Below are 17,500 nucleotides of genomic sequence, written 5' to 3'. Positions count from 1 at the left end.
GTCACCACTTGCCGCAGGTCCCGTCGAACCGCTCGCCGAAACAATCCGCTGCACCGGGGGAGTTGGAAGCACCCGTGACCACCTGGACCGACCACACCGCCGACCGACCCATCTCGCTCACCTCCCCCAGCGGCATCGACCGCGCCGCCCACCACCGGCTCGACGAGGCCTGGCTCGCGGCGGCATGGAGCCACCCCACGACCCGCTGCTTCGTGGTCTCCGGCGGTCAGGTCCTCATCGACGAGACGTCCGACGGGCGCACCGAACTCGTCATGACTCCCTCCTTCGAAGCCCCCCTCACCGAGGCACACCGCTACTTCCTCGGCATCGACGAGGAAGGCGTCAGCTACTTCGCCCTCCAGAAGGACGCTCTCCCCGGCCGTATCGACCAGTCCGCGCGCGCGGCGGGGCTGCGCGAGGCGGGGCTGCTGCTGTCACCGCGCGACACGGGCCTGATGGTGCACGCCGTCGGTCTGGAGAACTGGCAGCGCACCCACCGCTTCTGCTCCCGCTGCGGCGAGCGCACGGTCATCGCCGCGGCCGGCCACATCCGGCGCTGCCCGGCCTGCGGCGCCGAGCACTACCCGCGCACCGACCCGGCCGTGATCATGGCCGTCACCGATGAAGAGGACCGCATCCTGCTCGGCCGCCAGGTCCACTGGCCCGAAGGCCGCTTCTCCACGCTCGCCGGCTTCGTCGAGCCCGGCGAGTCCATCGAGCAGTCCGTGCGCCGCGAGGTCTTCGAGGAGGCCGGCATCACCGTCGGCCAGGTCGAGTACGTCGCCAGCCAGCCCTGGCCCTTCCCGTCCAGCCTGATGCTCGGCTTCCTGGCCCGCGCCACCTCGACCGACATCGAGGTCGACGGCGACGAGATCCACGAGGCCCGCTGGTTCTCCCGCGACGAGCTGGGCGCCGCCTTCGAGTCCGGCGAGGTCCTGCCGCCGTACGGCATCTCGATCGCGGCCCGCCTCATCGAGCTCTGGTACGGCAAGCCACTGCCGACGCGCAGCGTGTTCTGATACGCAGGAAGGCGGTCCCGAGCTGTCTCGGGACCGCCTTCCTGCATTGCCCTGGTTACGCGCCGATCTTCTGCTTGACCTGGGCCAGCGAAGGGTTCGTGAGCGTCGATCCGTCCGGGAACAGCACGGTCGGCACCGTCTGGTTCCCGCCGTTCGCCTTCTCCACGAAGGCGGCCGACTCCGGGTCCTGCTCGATGTTGATCTCGTTGTACGCGATGCCCTCACGGTCCATCTGGCTCTTCAGCCGACGGCAGTAGCCGCACCACGTGGTGCTGTACATCGTCACAGTGCCCGGCATGTCTATCGCGCTCCTCGGCGGTTCGGGGGGACGGGTGGTCGCACGAAGGGAACGTACGCGACCGCGCCGCCATTCCCGCGGGGGGTATCCCTGCGCACGTGACGCCTGCCGCATTAGTACGACTGCGGGTGCCTGCCTGTGGACAACCGGCTCACCCGTCTCCGGCGACCTGGCAGCATGGCCGTGTGACAGCAGCAACGCACTCCACGCTCTTCCCGCAGGCACCGGGCTCGGCCGACGCGGTGCTCGAAGGACTGGACCCCGAGCAGCGCGAGGTGGCCACCGCCCTGCAGGGCCCGGTCTGTGTGCTGGCGGGCGCCGGCACGGGCAAGACACGGGCGATCACCCACCGCATCGCCTATGGGGTGCGCGCCGGAATCCTCCAGCCCTCCAGCGTGCTGGCCGTCACCTTCACCAACCGTGCCGCCGGGGAGATGCGCGGCCGGCTGCGCCAGCTCGGCGCCGCCGGCGTCCAGGCCCGCACCTTCCACTCGGCCGCCCTGCGCCAGCTGCAGTACTTCTGGCCGAAGGCGATCGGCGGCTCCATGCCCCGGCTCGTCGACCGCAAGATCCAGCTGGTCGCCGACGCGGCCGCCGCCTGCAGCATCCGCCTCGACCGGGGCGAGCTGCGGGACGTCACCGCCGAGATCGAGTGGTCCAAGGTCACCCAGACCGTCCCCGCCGACTACGCTGCCGCCGCCGCCAAGTCCGGCCGCGAGATCCCCCGTCACCCGGCCGAGATCGCCCAGCTCTACTCCGCCTACGAGGACGTCAAGCGCAGCCGCGCCGTCATCGACTTCGAGGACGTCCTGCTGCTGACCGTCGCCGTCCTCCAGGACCGGCACGACATCGCCGAGCAGGTCCGCGCCCAGTACCAGCACTTCGTGGTCGACGAGTACCAGGACGTCAGCCCGCTCCAGCAACGCCTGCTGGAGCTGTGGCTCGGCGACCGGGAGAACCTGTGCGTGGTCGGCGACGCCAGCCAGACGATCTACTCGTTCACAGGAGCAACCCCGGACCATCTGCTCGACTTCCGCACCCGCCACCCCGGTGCCACCGTGGTCAAGCTGGTCCGTGACTACCGTTCCACCCCGCAGGTCGTCCACCTGGCCAACGGCCTGCTCGCCCAGGCCCGCGGACGCGCAGCCGATCACCGCCTGGAGCTGATCTCCCAGCGTGCCCCGGGCCCCGAGCCCGGCTACACCCAGTACGACGACGAGCCCGCCGAAGCAGAGGGCGCCGCCCGTCGCATCCGAGAACTCATCGACGCCGGTGTCCCGGCGAGCGAGATCGCGATCCTGTTCCGTACGAACTCCCAGTCCGAGACCTACGAACAGGCCCTCGCCGACGCCGGGGTGCCCTACCAGCTGCGAGGCGCCGAGCGGTTCTTCGACCGGCCCGAGGTCCGCAAGGCGGGCATCGCCCTGCGGGGCGCGGCCCGCTTCGGCGGCAACGACTCCCTGCTCGACGACGCGGTCGACCTCCCCTCCCAGGTGCGTGCCGTGCTCTCCGGCGAGGGCTGGACGCCGCAGCCCCCGGCCGGGTCCGGTGCCGTCAGAGAGCGGTGGGAGTCCCTGGCCGCCCTGGTGAACCTGGCGGTGGACTTCGTTGCCGCCAGCCCCGGCGCCACCCTCGGCGACCTGGTCGCGGAGCTCGACGAGCGGGCGAGCGCCCAGCACGCCCCGACCGTGCAGGGCGTCACGCTCGCCTCCCTGCACTCGGCCAAGGGCCTGGAGTGGGACGTCGTCTTTCTGGTGGGCGTCGCCGACGGCATGATGCCGATCACCTATGCGAAGACGGAGGAGCAGATCGAGGAGGAACGCCGGCTCCTCTATGTCGGCGTGACCCGCGCTCGAGAACAGCTCCATGTTTCCTGGGCGTTGTCCCGCTCGCCCGGCGGCCGCCCGAATCGCAAGCCCAGCCCCTTCCTCGACGGGCTGCGCCCCGGTTCGACCACCACCGCCGGCCGTGCGGCAACGGTCGGCGCCGGTGGCATCGAGCGTGGCGTCCCCAGCAGTACCCCGGCTGTCGCGCCGAGACGCAGACAGCGCAGCCCGGCCCGCTGCCGAGTCTGCGGACGCACCCTCACCGACGCCGGCGAGATGAAGCTGATGCGCTGCGAGGACTGCCCCTCCGACATGGACGAGGGCCTCTACGAGCGGTTGCGTCAGTGGCGTGCGGACCAGGCGCAGCGCAGCGGCCAGCCCGCCTTCTGCGTCTTCACCGACAAGACGCTGATGGCCATCGCCGAGGCCGTGCCCGACGACGACGGCGAGCTGGCTCGGATCCCGGGCGTGGGCGTGCGCAAGCTCAACCGCTACGGCGCCGATGTGCTGGCCATCTGCGCAGGCCGGGAGGGGCCGGGAGAGGAAGACCAGGGCTGAAAAGAACTCGTCGAAAAAATAGTTTGCGCATGCCCCAGCAATCCCCATAGGTTCTTAGCCACGGGGACGGAGGCCTTCTCGGAGGCCCCGATTCCGTGTTGTACTTGCATTTCCGTCGGACTGGCTCACCCCAGTCCCCCGAGACGCCGAGAGGAGGCGAGTCCAGTGATCAGCATCAACACCAGCTCCGTCAGCACCGTGAAAATGACCGATCGCTCGGTCGTCGCCTCCCTGTGCATGCTCGGCGCCTCCAACCCGGGCACCGGTCTGTCCGGCATTCGTGCCGCGCGTCCGGCGTCCTCGGTGTCTCCTGCGGGCCTTCCCGTGAGCGAGCGCAATGAGCGACCGGTCATGGCACTGGAAGCGGCTGTAGTGGCACAGGCCAAGGCCTATGCCCTTGCGGCGACCGGTGCCGGATTCCGGAAGCAGACGACGCAGCACCACCAGATGTGGGCCTTCCGTGGGCCAGAACCCTGGAGTGATCCAGCCTGATTGATCAGGCCGGCGCCTTCAGGGCCGCGGAACCCCATCCGGGATCCGCGGCCCTTCTGTTTGTCCTCGACCAGGGACGGCAGAGCGAAGGGGCCTCGGGACAAGAAAAGAACCCGGTACCAGCCGACCACCGGCCCAACAGGGCCGGACCGACCAGACGAGGAAGACGAACCGTGCAACTCGAAGCGCACGCCCCGTCCGTACCGCCTTCCGACACGATCCCCAAGCCCGGCCTCACGGAGGACTCCACCTTGACCCCGCTCACCGCGCTCACCGCGCTGGACGACGCCATCGAGAACCTCGGCGTGCCCGTCCCCTGCCGTTCCTACGACCCGGAGGTCTTCTTCGCCGAGTCGCCGGCGGACGTCGAGTACGCCAAGTCCCTCTGCCGCACCTGCCCGCTGATCGAGGCCTGCCTCGCCGGCGCCAAGGAGCGGCGTGAGCCCTGGGGCGTCTGGGGTGGCGAGCTGTTCGTCCAGGGTGTCGTCGTCGCCCGGAAGCGGCCGCGTGGCCGCCCGCGCAAGAACCCGGTCACGGCATGAACACCGCAGGAACGATCGACCGCCCCCTCACGCACGACCCCAAGAAGCAGGCCCCGATGAAGCCGTCCACCAACGAGCCCGCCGGCTCCGCGATCGAAGACGTCACCACCACCGGCGCGATCGACTCGCGTCAGAACAGGACCCGAGAGATGCAACTCATCCCAGAAGCCATGGCTCGTGCGCATATGCACGAGCGCCTGCACGAGGCCGAGCGGGAACGCCAGGCCGTGCGCCTGGTGGCCGCTCGCCGGATGCAGCGCCGGGCGGAGCGCGCGTCGCTGCGCGCCCGCCGTGCGCTCGCCATGGCCGTCATGCAGTGATCGAGAACACCTGAAGCGGTGGCCTCCCGAACTAGGGGGCGAGAGCTTTCCCGCAGGGGCCGGTCCGTCCGAACGGACCGGCCCCCGCGGTGCGTTGTGCCCGCCGATCCACCGGCCACGGCGATATCGTCACCGGGTGACGAGTCTTCCCGGAGGCAGTGACAACGGCGGTGCCGGCACGGAGCCGACCCCCCTCGTGTGCGCCCGCTGCGGCACCCGTGCGTCGGGTCCCCAGCCCACCTGGACCTGCTCCGTGGAGAACGGCACCCGCCACTACTTCTGCGACACCTGCTCCCGGGAGAACCTCAGAGCCATCGAGGGGCGGCTGGACTCGGCCTGGTGGTGACCCCCCGGCTCACGCCTGCGCCGCGGCTCACGCCTCCGCCGCCGAATCCTCCTCGTCCAGGATCTCCTCAGGTACGAACCCCGGCAGCCACTCCTCCAGTTCCTCGCGCAGTCGCACCGTCGCTCCCAGCTGACACAGCACGCCGATCGTGCTGAGGGTCACCCGGTGTATCAGCAGATACGCCGGAGGCAGGTTGAGCTGCTTGCCCAACTGGTAGGCGGGGGAGCGCGGGTCGGCGACTCGGGCCGCCTGGCTGCGCATCCAGCCGCGGGTGAAGGTGAACTCGTCCACAAGGGCCGGTTCGATGATCGGCAGAAGGTAGTCGAGGACGGCGTCGGGGTCCAGGTCTATCGATTCCTTGACGAAGCCCTCCGTGCACAGCAGTTCGTAGACGGCGTCCGCCTCGCCGTCGAGCGTCATACGCAGGGAGTCGCCGATCGGGGTCGGCAGTCCGCCCGGGAGGCGGTCGACGGTGCCGAAGTCCAGCACGCCCAGGCGCCAGTCGTCCTCGCCGTCGGGACCGCCGGGCAGGAGCCGGAAGTTGCCCGGGTGCGGGTCGGCGTGCAGGAGGCCGGTCCTGGCCGGGCCGGAGAAGAGGAAGCGGGCCAGGAGCTGGCCGGCACGGTCGCGCTGGTCCTGGGTGCCGTCCGAGATGATCTCGGACATGGGGATGCCGTCCATCCACTCGGTGATCAGAACCTGCTCGCGCTGGTGGACCACCTCGGGCACCACGACGTCCGGGTCGTCCGTGAACTCCTCGGCGTGCGCCTGCTGAGCCTGGGCCTCCAGGTCGTAGTCCAGTTCCTCCGAGACCCGGTCGCGCAGCTCCGCGATGAGGGGCTTGATGTCCATCCCCGGGATGAGCGGGCCCAACAGGCGGGCGAAACGGCTCAGTTGGTTCAGATCGGACAGCAGGGCTTCGCCGGCGCCCGGGTACTGCACCTTGACCGCCACCTCGCGGCCGTCGTGCCACACTCCCCGGTGCACCTGGCCGATCGAGGCTGCCGCGGAGGGCTTGTCCTCGAACTCGAGGAACAGGTCGTGCCAGTCCTCGCCGAGCCGCTCCGAGAGCACGGCGTGCACGGTGCGCGTCGGCATCGGCGGGGCCGCGTCCTGCAGCTTGGTCAGCGCCGCCCGGTAGGGACCGGCGACCTCCTCGGGCAGCGCGGACTCGAAGACGGACAGGGCCTGCCCGAACTTCATCGCCCCGCCTTTCAGCTCGCCGAGGACCTTGAACAGCTGCTCCGCGGTGCGCTGTTGCAGTTCGCGGCCGACGATCTCCGCGGACTCGCCGACGATCCGCTTGCCGAGTCCCCAGGTGGCCCGCCCGGCGAAGCCGAGCGGGAGCGCGGCGAGCTTGGCGGTCCGGGTGACCGCCTTCCGGGGAAGATCAGACATGCGCCCTCCAGGTCCCAGCCAGCCGCGCCGTGTGTGTCGTACGGCGAAACTCCTTCGACGGTTGTTGCTCTGCCATTGTCTCGTGTGAGTCCTCGTCCTCCGAGGAGTGTGCCCCCTTAGCTTTCTCCGCGGCGCCGCAGGGGCATGCGGGATGGGCCCAGATCGGCCGCGCATGCCAGTGGAGGCCGGGCAGGGACACCTCCCAGCGGGCGCCGGCGGTCGACGGCAGATGGCCGTCCAGGAAGGCGAGCGCATGCGTGGCCGCGAGCCCGGCGGCCGTGGTGGCCAGCGCCAGATCACAGGGTCCCACCTGCCGTTGTTTCCCCGAGCGCCACTGGGCCACCAGGCGTGGCCAGGCCGGATCCCGGTCCGTGCGCCCCTCGTGCAGACAGCCCGCACAGCTGGTCTCCCCGGGCAGGACGAGGGGGCCGACCACGCCGGTTCCCTCCACGACACCGGCGTACAGATGAGGCGTACCGGAGGTGATCAGTGACTCGGCGGTCGCGGGGACGGGCGCGTGCACGCCGACGTCGTCCCGTGGTGCGAGGACGACCAGGGAGAATCCCGGGTCACCGTCCTCGAGCGGGGACTGCGGGCCGCGGCGTGGCGGGCGGTCCGGTGCCGCCCGGCGGACGGCCCGGCGGGCCGCTTCGGCTCTGCGGTCGCCGATCGACTCGGCGGGCAGCCCACCCGGTGCGATGTCCCACGGCTCGACGGTGCCGCCGTCGAGCACGTCCACCTCGCCGACGCCGGCCCCCGACAGCAGGGAGGCGAGAACCGCTCCCACCCGGCCCGCGCCCCGCACCTGGACCCGCAGGGAGCGGCGGGCCGCCAGCTGCCGCATCGCGTCGCCCGGTGCGGAGGTGGTCAGGGTCAGGGAGGCCAGGTCGGGGCGCAGCCGGTCGAGGACCTCCTTCTTTTCGCGCAGCGCCTCGGCGGCAGGGCCGCCGCCTGTCGCGTCGTCGACGAGGCCGGACCGCGCCAGCCGCTCCACCAACTCGTCGACATGACCGTCCGGTAGATCCATGCGTCGGCCCTCTTCGCGCAGCAGCGGGAGTCCGCGCGTGCCGTTGAGCAGATCGAGAAAGCTTCCCGTCGCCGTGTCCATCGGACCCAGCGTCATCGCGTGCGCCGGTGTCATCCCGAACTGCACGGTGTTGAGGTCGCGCCAGCCGCGCCTGAGCGCGGGCTTCACCATCGGATGCATGTCAGGCCCCCGTAGCCCCGTGAAAGATCCCCGTACGTTCCCGTACGTCCCCGTTCGTCGGAGAGGCGTGGTCAGTGCTCCGCCGACGAGTGCCAGCATGCCCGCCCCCGCGGCCGGACGCCGAAAGTTGTCCACAGGCGGTGGGTATTCTTCGTACAAATCAGACGCCCGGTGGGGGATCGGAATCGAACCGTCCCGGAGTCGGGACTTCCCCCATGTGCAGCGGGTAACGTCGGGGCGTGTCCGCCGACCCACTGCACCGCGCCGGAACTCCACAGCGCAGTACGACGAGCCCGCCGCCGAGCGGCCCGGGGGCGAGCGCGATCGAGGTGCGCCGGAGCGCCCGCAGACGCAGGACGGTCTCCGCGTACCGCGAGGGCGATCGCACCGTCGTGCTCATCCCCGCCCGGATGTCCGAGGCGGAGGAGCAGCGCTGGGTCAACGTCATGCTCGACAAGCTCGCCGCCCAGGAGAGCAAGCGGCAGCTGGGCGACGCCGAGCTCGCCGAGCGGGCGGAACGGCTCTCGGACCAGTACTTCGGCGGTCGCGCCCGGCCCACGTCCGTGCGCTGGGTCACCAACCAGAACACACGCTGGGGCTCGTGCACCCCGGCCGAGGGCAGTATCCGGCTCTCGCACCGGCTGCAGGGCATGCCCGAGTACGTCGTCGACTACGTCCTGCTCCATGAACTCGCGCATCTGCTGGTCCCCGGACACGGGCCCCGGTTCTGGCGCCTGCTGGAGGCGTACCCGCGGACCGAGCGGGCCCGCGGCTATCTCGAAGGGGTGGTCGCCGCCGACCGGCTGCCGCATCTGCCCGGCGCGCGCACCGAGTGACCACTCCTGCCGACGGGATCCGAAGCGCCGTCGAAGGGTGATTGTGTACCGGGTCTGTACCGACTTCGTCCGGTGTCCGAGTTTGCAGTTAGCCTGACGCGACGCACTCGTATTCGGGATGGGGGACGGTCGTTACGCATGGCCAGGGAATTCCAACGCGGCCACAAGGCCAAGATCAGTGACCTCACCGCGGGCACGGATCTGTACGTAGGTGTGCAGATCTCGGGCCCCGGGCTGAGCTTCGACATCAGCTGCTTCGGCCTCGACGCCGACGAACGGCTCTCGGACGACCGGTACTTCGTCTTCTTCAACCAGCCGAAGTCCCCCGAGGAATCCATCCAACTGCTGGGGGCGCAGGCCGGCGACACGGAGTCCTTCCGGGTCACGCTCGACAGGATCCCGCCGCAGATCCAGAAGCTGTCCTTCACGGCGACGCTGGACGGCGCCGGTCAGCTGTCGCAGATCGCTCCCGGATACATCCGCATCGTCGCCGGTGGCGAGGAAGTGGCCCGCTACCCGTTCAACGGCTCGGAGTTCTCCACCGAACGGGCCGTGATGCTGGGCGACTTCTACCTGAAGGACGTTTGGCGGTTCGCCGCGGTCGGCCAGGGCTTCGACGGCGGTCTCGACGCGCTGCTGAAGAACTTCGGCGGCGAGGTCGTCGAAGAGGAGACGCCCGAGCCGCAGCCGCAGGCCCAGGCCGGCGCGACTCCCGGTTTCGCGCCGCCCGCGCAGGCCGCCGCGCCGCCTGCCTTCGGCGCCCCGTCCACCCCGCAACACGCCCCGGCGCCCCAGCCCGCCGCGCAGGGCTTCGCACCCCCGCCCGCGGCCACTGGGCCGGCAGCACCTCAGCCCCCGGCCCCGGCGCCCGCACCCTCCGTGCACGCCGCGCCCACCATCGTCGCCCCGATGACACCGCCGGGCGGCGCCCAGGTGCCGCCCCCGGCCCCCGCACCGGCGCCCTACGGCCAGCCACCCGGCCAGCAGCAGCCGCCGTACGGCCAGGCCCCCGGCCAGACCGCCCCGCTGCCGCCCGGCTACGCCCAGCCCCAGGCACCGCAGGCCCCCCAGGCACCGCAGTCACCCACGCCGCCGCCCGGCTACGGTCAGCCGACCCCGCCCCCGGGCTATGGACAGCAGCCGCAGTTCGGGCAGGCCCCGGGCCAGCAGGCAGCCCCGTACGGCGCCCCTCAGGGAACCCCGCAGGCTCCCGGTGTGGCCGCCGCGCTCCAGAAGTTCAAGGAGACGCCCACCGGACAGCGCTGGACGCAGCAGAACAAGAAGATGGTCCGCGTCGACCTCGGCGTCGGCGGGCAGCCCGTGCTGGCCCGGCAGGGCAGCATGGTGCTCTACCAGGGCAAGGTCGACTTCAGCTACAAGAGCGCGGGCTTCGCCGGCCGGATCGCGGGCAACGCGACCGGCCAGGAGATGCAGCTGATGCGCTGTACCGGCCAGGGCCAGGTGTTCCTCGCCGAGAACTCCACGATGCTGCACCCCATCGAGCTCCAGGGCGACGGCATCTGTGTCTCCGCAGAGAACGTCCTCGCCTTCGACGAGAGCCTCCAGCACGAGGTCCGACGCATCGAGGGACACGGCATCCCCGGAGGCGCGCTGTTCACGATGCAGTTCACCGGGACCGGCACGATCGTCGTGAAGACGCACGGCACGCCCGTGGTGCTGCCGGTCACGCCCACGACGTTCGCGGACTGCAACGCCGTGGTCGCCTGGTCGGCCGCCGCCCAGGTGGTCGTCTCCAGCCAGGTCCGCATGCGCCGCAACGCCTACCCCGGCGACACCGGGGAGAGCGTCAACCTCCAGTTCCGCGGCGCGCCCGGCAACTTCATCGTCGTCCAGCCGTACGAGATCTGAGGGAGAGCCCGTCATGAACCAGCCGCTCGCGGGCTACGCCCCCGCACCCGTCACGGCCCGCATGGAGAACCACGGCAACCACATGCTGAAGGTCGCCATGCAGACCGGAAACGACCTCCTCGCGCGCGTGGGGTCGATGGTCGCCTACGAAGGGTTCGTCCAGTACGAGCCCAACCCGCCCGCCGTCCGCCAGATCGCCCGTGACTGGGCCACCGGCGAGGGCGCGCCCCTGATGAAGTGCTCCGGCGACGGCCTGCTCTACCTCGCCGACTACGGCGCCAACGTCGTCGTGATCAACCTCAACGGCGACGGGATCTCCGTCAACGCCACCAACCTGCTCGCCTTCGACGCCCACCTCACCTGGGGCGTCGAGCGGGTCAAGGGACTGGCGAAGTTCGCCGGGCAGGGCCTGTGGAACACCAAGATCTCCGGGCAGGGCTGGGTCGCGCTGACCTCCCGGGGCAAGCCGATCGTCGTCGACTGCGGCGGTGGCGAGGACGAGACGTACGTCGACCCGGACGCGCTCGTCGCCTGGTCCCCGAACCTCAAGGTGAAGGGCAAGCGCAGCTTCAAGGCGCAGTCACTCATCGGCCGGGGCAGCGGTGAGGCCTTCCAGATGGCCTTCTCCGGCCAGGGCATCGTCGTCGTCCAGCCCAGCGAGGACAGCACCGACCGTATCCGGGTCCGGGGCTGAGGGGGAGCACCACCATGCAGAGTCCGCTTTTCGCCTACAACGACCAGCAGACCCAGGAGCGTTGGAGCCTGCAGAACAAGCAGATGCTCCGGGTCGCCGTGGATGGTCACGAGGACCTCCTCGCCCGCAAGGGCACGATGGTCGCCTACCAGGGCCTGATCGAGTTCGACGCCGAGTACCAGAGCCGCAATCAGGGACGCGCGCGTGCCCGCACGGGCGAGGGCCTGGACCTGATGCGCTGCCACGGGCAGGGCACGGTCTATCTCGCCAACCTCGCGCAGCACGTCCATGTGATGGAGGTGGACCACGACGGGCTGACCGTCGACAGCAGCTACGTCCTCGCCATGGACTCCTCGCTGCACCACGAGGTCATCGCCGTCGACAGCCTCTACGGCATCTCCGGCTCCGGGAAGTACCAGCTCAACATCACCGGCCGCGGCAAGGTCGCGCTGATGACCTCGGGCGCCCCGCTGATGATGCAGGTGACACCCGACAAGTACGTCAACTGCGACGCCGACGCCATCGTCGCCTGGTCGACCTCCCTGCGCGTGCAGATGCAGGCCCAGACGCACTCCTCCGGGATCTGGCGGCGCCGCGGCAACACGGGTGAGGGCTGGGAGCTCAGCTTCATGGGCAGCGGCTATGCCCTCGTCCAGCCCAGCGAGCTGCTGCCGCCGCAGAACGCCCAGATCGGCTCGGGCGCCGCCGCGCAGTTCGGCATGGGGCAGCAGGGGGCGCGGGGCCAGAACCAGGGCAACGCCTGGAGCTGACCCTACGTGACAGGTAAGGGGTGACCGCCAGGGCGGTCGCCCCTTACACGTTCACAGCCTGGCGCGCGTCGCTTCCAGCAGTCGTACGACCGACTCGTCCGCTACGGTCGCCACCTCGTCGTAGGCGAACCAGCGCAGGTCGAGGGACTCGTCGCTGATCGTGTGCACCGCGTCCGGCGGTGCCAGGGCCGCGTACTGGACGTCGAAGTGGCAGTGGCACGGCGGCGGGATCGGATGACGGTCCAGGCGCACCGGGCCGCCCGGCAGCAGCGTCAGCCCCGCGACACCGGACTCCTCGGTCGCCTCGCGCAGCGCGGCGGCCTGCAGAGAGGTGTCCTGCGGTTCGCAGTGGCCGCCCATCTGCAGCCACATGCGCATCTTCTTGTGGAGCGTCAGCAGCACCTGCTCGCGCGACGGGTCGATCACCATGGCGCTCGCCGTGATGTGCCCGTCCTCGCAGGCCTTCCACATGCCGTCCGGGTGTGCCGCGAGATGGTCCAGGTACGCCTGGCGCAGCTCTTCCTGGCCCTCGTACCCCTTCAGCACGAGGACCGCGTCGTCGTACAGGCTCACTCGGTGTCGTCGTCCTCGCTCTTGTCCCGCTTCTTGAGGTCGGGCTTGTCCGCGGCCTCGCCGAGCATCTTGTCCAGCTCGGAGAAGTCGAGCTGCTCGCGGTGCACGAAGCCGTCGGGGTCGTCCAGGTCGGTGGCCGTAGGCAGCATGTCCGGGTGGGCCCACAGGGCGTCCCGGCCGTCGACACCGCGTGCGTCCGTGAGGGAGGCCCACAGGCGGGAGGCGTCGCGCAGGCGCCGGGGGCGCAGCTCGAGGCCGATCAGGGTGGCGAAGGTCTGCTCGGCGGGGCCGCCCGTGGCACGACGGCGGCGCAGGGTCTCACGCAGCGCGTCGGCGGACGACAGGCGGGGTTTCGCGGCGGCGTGCACCACCGCGTCGACCCAGCCCTCGACGAGCGCCAGAGCCGTCTCCAGACGGGCCAGGGCCGCCTTCTGCTCGGGCGTGTCCTCCGGCTGGAACATGCCCTGCTGGAGGGCGTCCTGCAACTGCTCGGGGTTCTGCGGGTCGAACTGGCCGACCACGTCCTCCAGTTTGGCGGTGTCGACCTTGATCCCGCGCGCGTACCCGTCGACTGCGCCGAACAGGTGCGAGCGCAGCCATGGCACATGGGCGAAGAGGCGCTGGTGGGCGGCCTCGCGCAGGGCGAGATACAGCCGCACCTCCTCCTTCGGCACACCGAGGTCCTTGCCCAGCCCCTCCATGTTCACCGGCAGCAGCGCGGCCTTGCCGGCCGGGCCGAGCGGCAGGCCGATGTCGGTCGAGCCGACGACCTCGCCGGCGAGCACGCCGACGGCCTGCCCGATCTGCGTGCCGAACATGGCGCCGCCCATGGAGCGCATCATGCCGATCAGCGGGCCGGCCATGGCCTGCATCTCCTCCGGCAGGACGTCGCCCATGGCCGCGCCGACGCGCTCGGCGACCGGGTCGACCAGCTCCTTCCACGCGGGCAGGGTCGCCTCGACCCACTCCGCGCGGCTCCACGCCACGGCGGTGCCCGCGCCGGACGGCAGCGAGGTCGCGTCGTCGAGCCACAGGTCGGCCAGGCGGACGGCCTCCTGGACGGCGGTGCGGTCGGCGGGGCCGACGCTCGCGTCCTTGACGCCGTCCGACGTGCCCTGGGAGACCGTCTGGCGGGCGATCTGCTTGGCCATGTCCCAGTTCACCGGCCCGCCCTCGTACGAGAGCATCTGGCCGAGCTGCTGGAACGCGGCGCCCAGGTCGGTGGGGTTCAGCGAGCCGAACATGGCCGCGAACGGATTGTCCGCACCGGGGCCTGAAGCTCCGGGCAGCCCGCCGAAACCGAACGGGTTGGCCGGGCCCTGACCACCACCGCTCTGCTGGTCCTTCTTCTTGCCCTCGTCGCCGTCGTCCGGCTCCTCCGGCGGAAGGCCGAATCCGAATGGGGTGTCACTCACGGGATTCCTCGGCTGTTAAGGCCACCGGTTGGCTCCGGCGGCACGACTGCCCGATAACACCACCCAGCGTAGACACCCGGGGCCGTTCGGGCCTCGGTGCTCCGCCGACTCATGGCCTGCGGCAGGATGGATGCACCTGGTACGCACGCGTCGCTCGCGTTCGTACTGAAGACAACCGCTGGAGACGCCCGGTGAGTTCCCCAGATCCACAGGTTCGCGCAGCGCGAAACCACTCAACCACGCCTGCGTCCGCTCTGCGCGGGCCCGTCGTCGCGGTCACCGGTGCCGCGTCCGGTATCGGTGCGCTGCTCACCGAGCGGCTCGCCGCCTCCGAGGAGATCAAGCAGGTCATCGCGATCGACGAGCGGCGCGGCGAGTGCGCCGGTGCCCAGTGGCACATCCTCGACGTGCGGGATCCGGCGATCGCGGACAAGCTGCGGGGCGTGGACGTGGTGGTGCATCTGGCGCTCGACCTGGATCTGGAGACCGACGCCGCGGCCCGAACGGCCTACAACGTCCGGGGGACACAGACCGTGCTGACCGCCGCGGCGGCGGCCGGGGTGCACCGGGTGGTCGTGTGTACGTCGGCGATGGTCTACGGGGCGCTGCCGGACAACGAGCTGCCGTTGTCCGAGGACGCGGAGCTGCGGGCCACGGCCGAGGCCACCGGGGTCGGGGATCTGCTGGAGATCGAGCGGCTCGCGCGACGGGCCCCGCGGGCGCATCCGGGGCTCAATGTCACCGTGGTCCGGCCCTCGGTGCTGGTCGGGGGCATCGACACCGCGCTGACCAGGTACTTCGAGTCGCCTCGGCTGCTTGTCGTGGCCGGGTCCCGGCCCGCCTGGCAGTTCTGTCATGTCGAGGATCTGTGCAGTGCTCTGGAGTACGCCGTCCTGGAGAAGGTCGACGGGGAGCTGGCCGTCGGGTGTGACGGGTGGCTGGAGCAGGAGGAGGTCGAGGAGCTGAGCGGGATCCGGCGGATGGAGCTGCCGTCCGCGGTCGCGCTGGGCGCGGCGGCTCGGCTGCACCGGATCGGCCTCACGCCGTCTCCGGCGGGGGATCTGGCCTACACGATGTATCCGTGGGTGGTGAGCGGGAGCCGGCTGCATGACGCCGGGTGGCGGCCGCAGTGGACCAATGAGGAGGTCCTTGCTGAGCTGCTGGAGGAGGTCTCCGGCCGGCACACGGTCGCCGGGCGGCGGCTGGGTCGGAAGGACGCGACGGCGGCGGGCGCCGCAGGTGCGACGGTGGCGCTGCTGGGTGCGGCGGCCGTGGTGCGGCGGGCCCGGAAGGCCCGGCGTCGGGTCTGACGGTACGAGTGCCCGGACCCGGGTGCCTGTAGGAGGCTCCGAAGCTCCACGCGCGCGTGCCTGGTGAAAGTTCTATTCCGGGTTGTCAGTGGCGTGGGGCACGATGGAGACATGGCATCCACGAACGATCACCCCGGTGAGCAGGCCGCGCACGATCCCATCCAGCTGATCGCCATCCGGGAGACGGCCCTCTCCCTCGACGAGGTCTTCAAGGCCGTCGGGGACGACGCCGCCGGCGGGACCGCGCTGTTCGTCGGGACCGTGCGGAATCACGACGGGGGTGCCGATGTCGATGAGCTCGGGTACTCGTGCCATCCCAGTGCCGAGGCCGAGATGCGGCGGATCGCCGAGAAGGTCGTCGCCGAGTTCCCGGTGCGCGCGCTCGCGGCGGTGCACCGGGTCGGGGACCTCAAGGTGGGGGACCTCGCCGTTGTCGTCGCCGTGTCGTGCCCGCATCGCGGTGAGGCCTTCGAGGCCTGCCGGAAGCTCATCGACGACCTCAAGCACGAAGTGCCGATCTGGAAGCACCAGAAGTTCTCGGACGGCACCGAGGAGTGGGTCGGCGCCTGCTGACCGAACACCGGGCCACCCTTCCGGTTGCGTAACCCGACCCCCGGCGTGAGCGTTGTCCGTGCAGCTGGTTAATCTGCTGATCAGTCAGTTGCGGTCGCTCATGGGGATGGGAGGACGGCATGGCGGCACTCGCCTGGTTGCTGATTCCGCTTGTGGCTGCGATCGGTGCCGGTCTGTGGGGCAGTTGGGCCAACCGGACCCGGAAGGCGCGGGGTGACGGTCCCGAGCTCGACGGGTACGCACGCTTCCGCGAGGCCATGGAGAAGCCCCGCACCCATACGTGACAGGGGCCGGCCGCCCGGACGGACGGCCCTGACGGTCCGCTGACAGCAGCGTCCCGTACTGTCGTTCCATGCCACGCCGCACTGCGACGATGCTCGCCTCCACCCTGATGCTGATAGCGCTCCTGTGCGCCGGAGTCTTCATCACCGTGCCGTATTCGGAAATGTCGCCGGGACCGACGGTGAACACGCTCGGGGACCACGACGGCGAGCCGGTGCTGCAGATCTCCGGGCGGAAGACGTACGAGACGAGCGGGCATCTCAACATGACCACGGTGCGGGTCACCAGCGCCGACTACCGGATGAACCTCGTCGAGGCGGTCTACGGCTGGCTCGCGCACGACAACAAGGTCGTGCCGCACGACACGATCTACCCGGACGGCAAGACCGAGGAGCAGTCCACCCAGGAGAACGCCGAGGAGTTCAGCCAGTCCCAGGAGAGCGCCAAGGTCGCCGCCCTGAAGGCGCTGGACGTCCCGGTGAAGTCCTGGGTGATCGTCTCGACCGTCCTCAAGGACTCCCCGGCCGAGGGCAGGCTGCACGCCGGCGATGTGATCAAGGCCGTCGACGGGACGACCGTGAAGAAGCCCGAGGACGTCGCCGAACTGGTGACCAAGCACAAGCCCGGTGAGGACGTGGCCTTCACCATCGTGCCCGCCGAGGAACAGGCCGCCGCCGAGAAGGAACAGCGGGCGGCCACCAAGACGGAGAAGGTCACCATACGGACCACGAAGTCCGACGACACCGGCGAGGAGCGCGCCATCGTCGGCATTTCCGCCGGGACGGACCACACGTTCCCGTTCACCATCGACATCAAGCTCGCCGACGTCGGCGGGCCGAGCGCCGGTCTGATGTTCGCGCTCGGCATCTACGACAAGCTCACGCCGGGCAGCCTCACCGGCGGGTCGTTCGTCGCCGGGACGGGCACCATCGACGACGCCGGCAAGGTCGGCCCGATCGGCGGCATCGAGATGAAGACGGTCGGCGCGCGCGAGAAGGGGGCCCAGTACTTCCTGACGCCCGCCGACAACTGCGCGGCCGCCGCCGGCGACACCCCCGACGGCCTCACCCTGGTCAAGGTGAAGACCATCGACGATGCCCTCGGCGCCCTCAAGGACATCCGCAGCGGCGACACCGCCGACCTGCCGAAGTGCACGACGAAGTAGCCGGCCG

The 17,500-nt window shown here is 70.6% G+C and carries 19 protein-coding genes; 14 read left to right on the top strand and 5 right to left on the bottom strand.

The genetic code is table 11. From position 1 onward, the window contains the following. The first annotated feature begins 74 nt into the window (after positions 1-74). Positions 75-1,019, top strand: coding sequence for an NAD(+) diphosphatase (gene nudC, locus ACTWQO_RS07495; protein WP_443236418.1), 945 nt, complete (start codon positions 75-77; stop codon positions 1,017-1,019). 55 nt (positions 1,020-1,074) lie between these two features. Here nudC and ACTWQO_RS07490 read toward each other — a convergent pair whose 3' ends face one another. Continuing rightward, complete coding sequence (locus tag ACTWQO_RS07490) at positions 1,075-1,317, bottom strand: mycoredoxin (protein WP_009293545.1); 243 nt, start codon at positions 1,315-1,317, stop codon at positions 1,075-1,077. 185 nt (positions 1,318-1,502) lie between these two features. Between ACTWQO_RS07490 and ACTWQO_RS07485 the strand changes: the two genes are divergently transcribed. The 5 genes from ACTWQO_RS07485 to ACTWQO_RS07465 all read left to right on the top strand — a co-directional run bounded on the left by ACTWQO_RS07485 (position 1,503) and on the right by ACTWQO_RS07465 (position 5,401). After that, the gene (locus ACTWQO_RS07485) at positions 1,503-3,701 is read left to right on the top strand and encodes an ATP-dependent DNA helicase UvrD2 (protein ID WP_443236417.1); all 2,199 of its coding nucleotides are present in this window, start codon (positions 1,503-1,505) and stop codon (positions 3,699-3,701) included. A 165-nt stretch (positions 3,702-3,866) separates the two neighbouring features. Further along, positions 3,867-4,193 carry a hypothetical protein gene (locus ACTWQO_RS07480; protein ID WP_443236416.1) on the top strand — a complete coding sequence of 109 codons (327 nt, stop codon included), beginning with the start codon at positions 3,867-3,869 and terminating at the stop codon, positions 4,191-4,193. A 173-nt stretch (positions 4,194-4,366) separates the two neighbouring features. Further along, a complete protein-coding gene (locus tag ACTWQO_RS07475) occupies positions 4,367-4,735 on the top strand; it encodes a WhiB family transcriptional regulator (protein ID WP_188183286.1) in 369 nt (122 codons plus the stop codon). Then, positions 4,732-5,055, top strand: coding sequence for a hypothetical protein (locus ACTWQO_RS07470; RefSeq protein ID WP_443236415.1), 324 nt, complete (start codon positions 4,732-4,734; stop codon positions 5,053-5,055). Before ACTWQO_RS07475 ends, ACTWQO_RS07470 begins: the two co-directional genes overlap by 4 nt. A gap of 136 nt (positions 5,056-5,191) precedes the next feature. Beyond that, a complete protein-coding gene (locus tag ACTWQO_RS07465; RefSeq protein ID WP_443236414.1) occupies positions 5,192-5,401 on the top strand; it encodes a hypothetical protein in 210 nt (69 codons plus the stop codon). A 27-nt stretch (positions 5,402-5,428) separates the two neighbouring features. Here ACTWQO_RS07465 and ACTWQO_RS07460 read toward each other — a convergent pair whose 3' ends face one another. After that, the gene (locus ACTWQO_RS07460; protein ID WP_443236413.1) at positions 5,429-6,799 is read right to left on the bottom strand and encodes an ABC1 kinase family protein; all 1,371 of its coding nucleotides are present in this window, start codon (positions 6,797-6,799) and stop codon (positions 5,429-5,431) included. Next, complete coding sequence (locus ACTWQO_RS07455; RefSeq protein WP_443236412.1) at positions 6,792-8,006, bottom strand: ThiF family adenylyltransferase; 1,215 nt, start codon at positions 8,004-8,006, stop codon at positions 6,792-6,794. The genes ACTWQO_RS07460 and ACTWQO_RS07455 overlap by 8 nt, the downstream gene beginning before the upstream one ends. 239 nt (positions 8,007-8,245) lie before the next feature. On the opposite strand from ACTWQO_RS07455, the gene ACTWQO_RS07450 reads away from it, so the two are divergent. From ACTWQO_RS07450 to ACTWQO_RS07435, 4 genes are all read left to right on the top strand, one after another. Further along, positions 8,246-8,842 (top strand): M48 metallopeptidase family protein, encoded by a 597-nt coding sequence (locus ACTWQO_RS07450; protein WP_443236411.1) that lies wholly within the window; start codon positions 8,246-8,248, stop codon positions 8,840-8,842. Between the two features lie 138 nt (positions 8,843-8,980). Continuing rightward, positions 8,981-10,711, top strand: coding sequence for a TerD family protein (locus ACTWQO_RS07445; protein ID WP_443236410.1), 1,731 nt, complete (start codon positions 8,981-8,983; stop codon positions 10,709-10,711). Positions 10,712-10,724: 13 nt separating this feature from the next. Continuing rightward, complete coding sequence (locus ACTWQO_RS07440; RefSeq protein ID WP_443236409.1) at positions 10,725-11,405, top strand: AIM24 family protein; 681 nt, start codon at positions 10,725-10,727, stop codon at positions 11,403-11,405. Between the two features lie 14 nt (positions 11,406-11,419). Continuing rightward, positions 11,420-12,175 (top strand): AIM24 family protein, encoded by a 756-nt coding sequence (locus ACTWQO_RS07435; RefSeq protein ID WP_328438651.1) that lies wholly within the window; start codon positions 11,420-11,422, stop codon positions 12,173-12,175. A 51-nt stretch (positions 12,176-12,226) separates the two neighbouring features. Here ACTWQO_RS07435 and ACTWQO_RS07430 read toward each other — a convergent pair whose 3' ends face one another. Then, a complete protein-coding gene (locus ACTWQO_RS07430; protein ID WP_443236408.1) occupies positions 12,227-12,748 on the bottom strand; it encodes an NUDIX hydrolase in 522 nt (173 codons plus the stop codon). Continuing rightward, positions 12,745-14,163, bottom strand: a complete 1,419-nt coding sequence (locus ACTWQO_RS07425) for a zinc-dependent metalloprotease (protein WP_443236407.1) — start codon at positions 14,161-14,163, stop codon at positions 12,745-12,747. Before ACTWQO_RS07425 ends, ACTWQO_RS07430 begins: the two co-directional genes overlap by 4 nt. 191 nt (positions 14,164-14,354) lie before the next feature. Here ACTWQO_RS07425 and ACTWQO_RS07420 point away from each other — a divergent pair, with 191 nt between their 5' ends. The 4 genes from ACTWQO_RS07420 (at position 14,355) to ACTWQO_RS07405 (ending at position 17,493) form a co-directional block, all read left to right on the top strand. After that, entirely contained in the window at positions 14,355-15,473 is a 1,119-nt protein-coding gene (locus ACTWQO_RS07420) for an SDR family oxidoreductase (protein ID WP_443236406.1), read from the top strand. Positions 15,474-15,584: 111 nt separating this feature from the next. Then, the gene (locus tag ACTWQO_RS07415; RefSeq protein ID WP_443236405.1) at positions 15,585-16,046 is read left to right on the top strand and encodes a molybdenum cofactor biosynthesis protein MoaE; all 462 of its coding nucleotides are present in this window, start codon (positions 15,585-15,587) and stop codon (positions 16,044-16,046) included. A 119-nt stretch (positions 16,047-16,165) separates the two neighbouring features. Next, complete coding sequence (locus ACTWQO_RS07410; RefSeq protein ID WP_443236404.1) at positions 16,166-16,330, top strand: hypothetical protein; 165 nt, start codon at positions 16,166-16,168, stop codon at positions 16,328-16,330. A gap of 68 nt (positions 16,331-16,398) precedes the next feature. Beyond that, complete coding sequence (locus ACTWQO_RS07405) at positions 16,399-17,493, top strand: YlbL family protein (RefSeq protein ID WP_443236403.1); 1,095 nt, start codon at positions 16,399-16,401, stop codon at positions 17,491-17,493. The last annotated feature ends 7 nt before the right edge of the window (positions 17,494-17,500 follow it).

It is taken from the genome of Streptomyces sp. 4N124 (assembly GCF_052245395.1).
Taxonomy (GTDB): Bacteria; Actinomycetota; Actinomycetes; order Streptomycetales; family Streptomycetaceae; genus Streptomyces.
The sequence above is the reverse complement of the archived record's forward strand: the minus strand, read 5'-3'. Positions and strand labels throughout refer to the sequence as shown.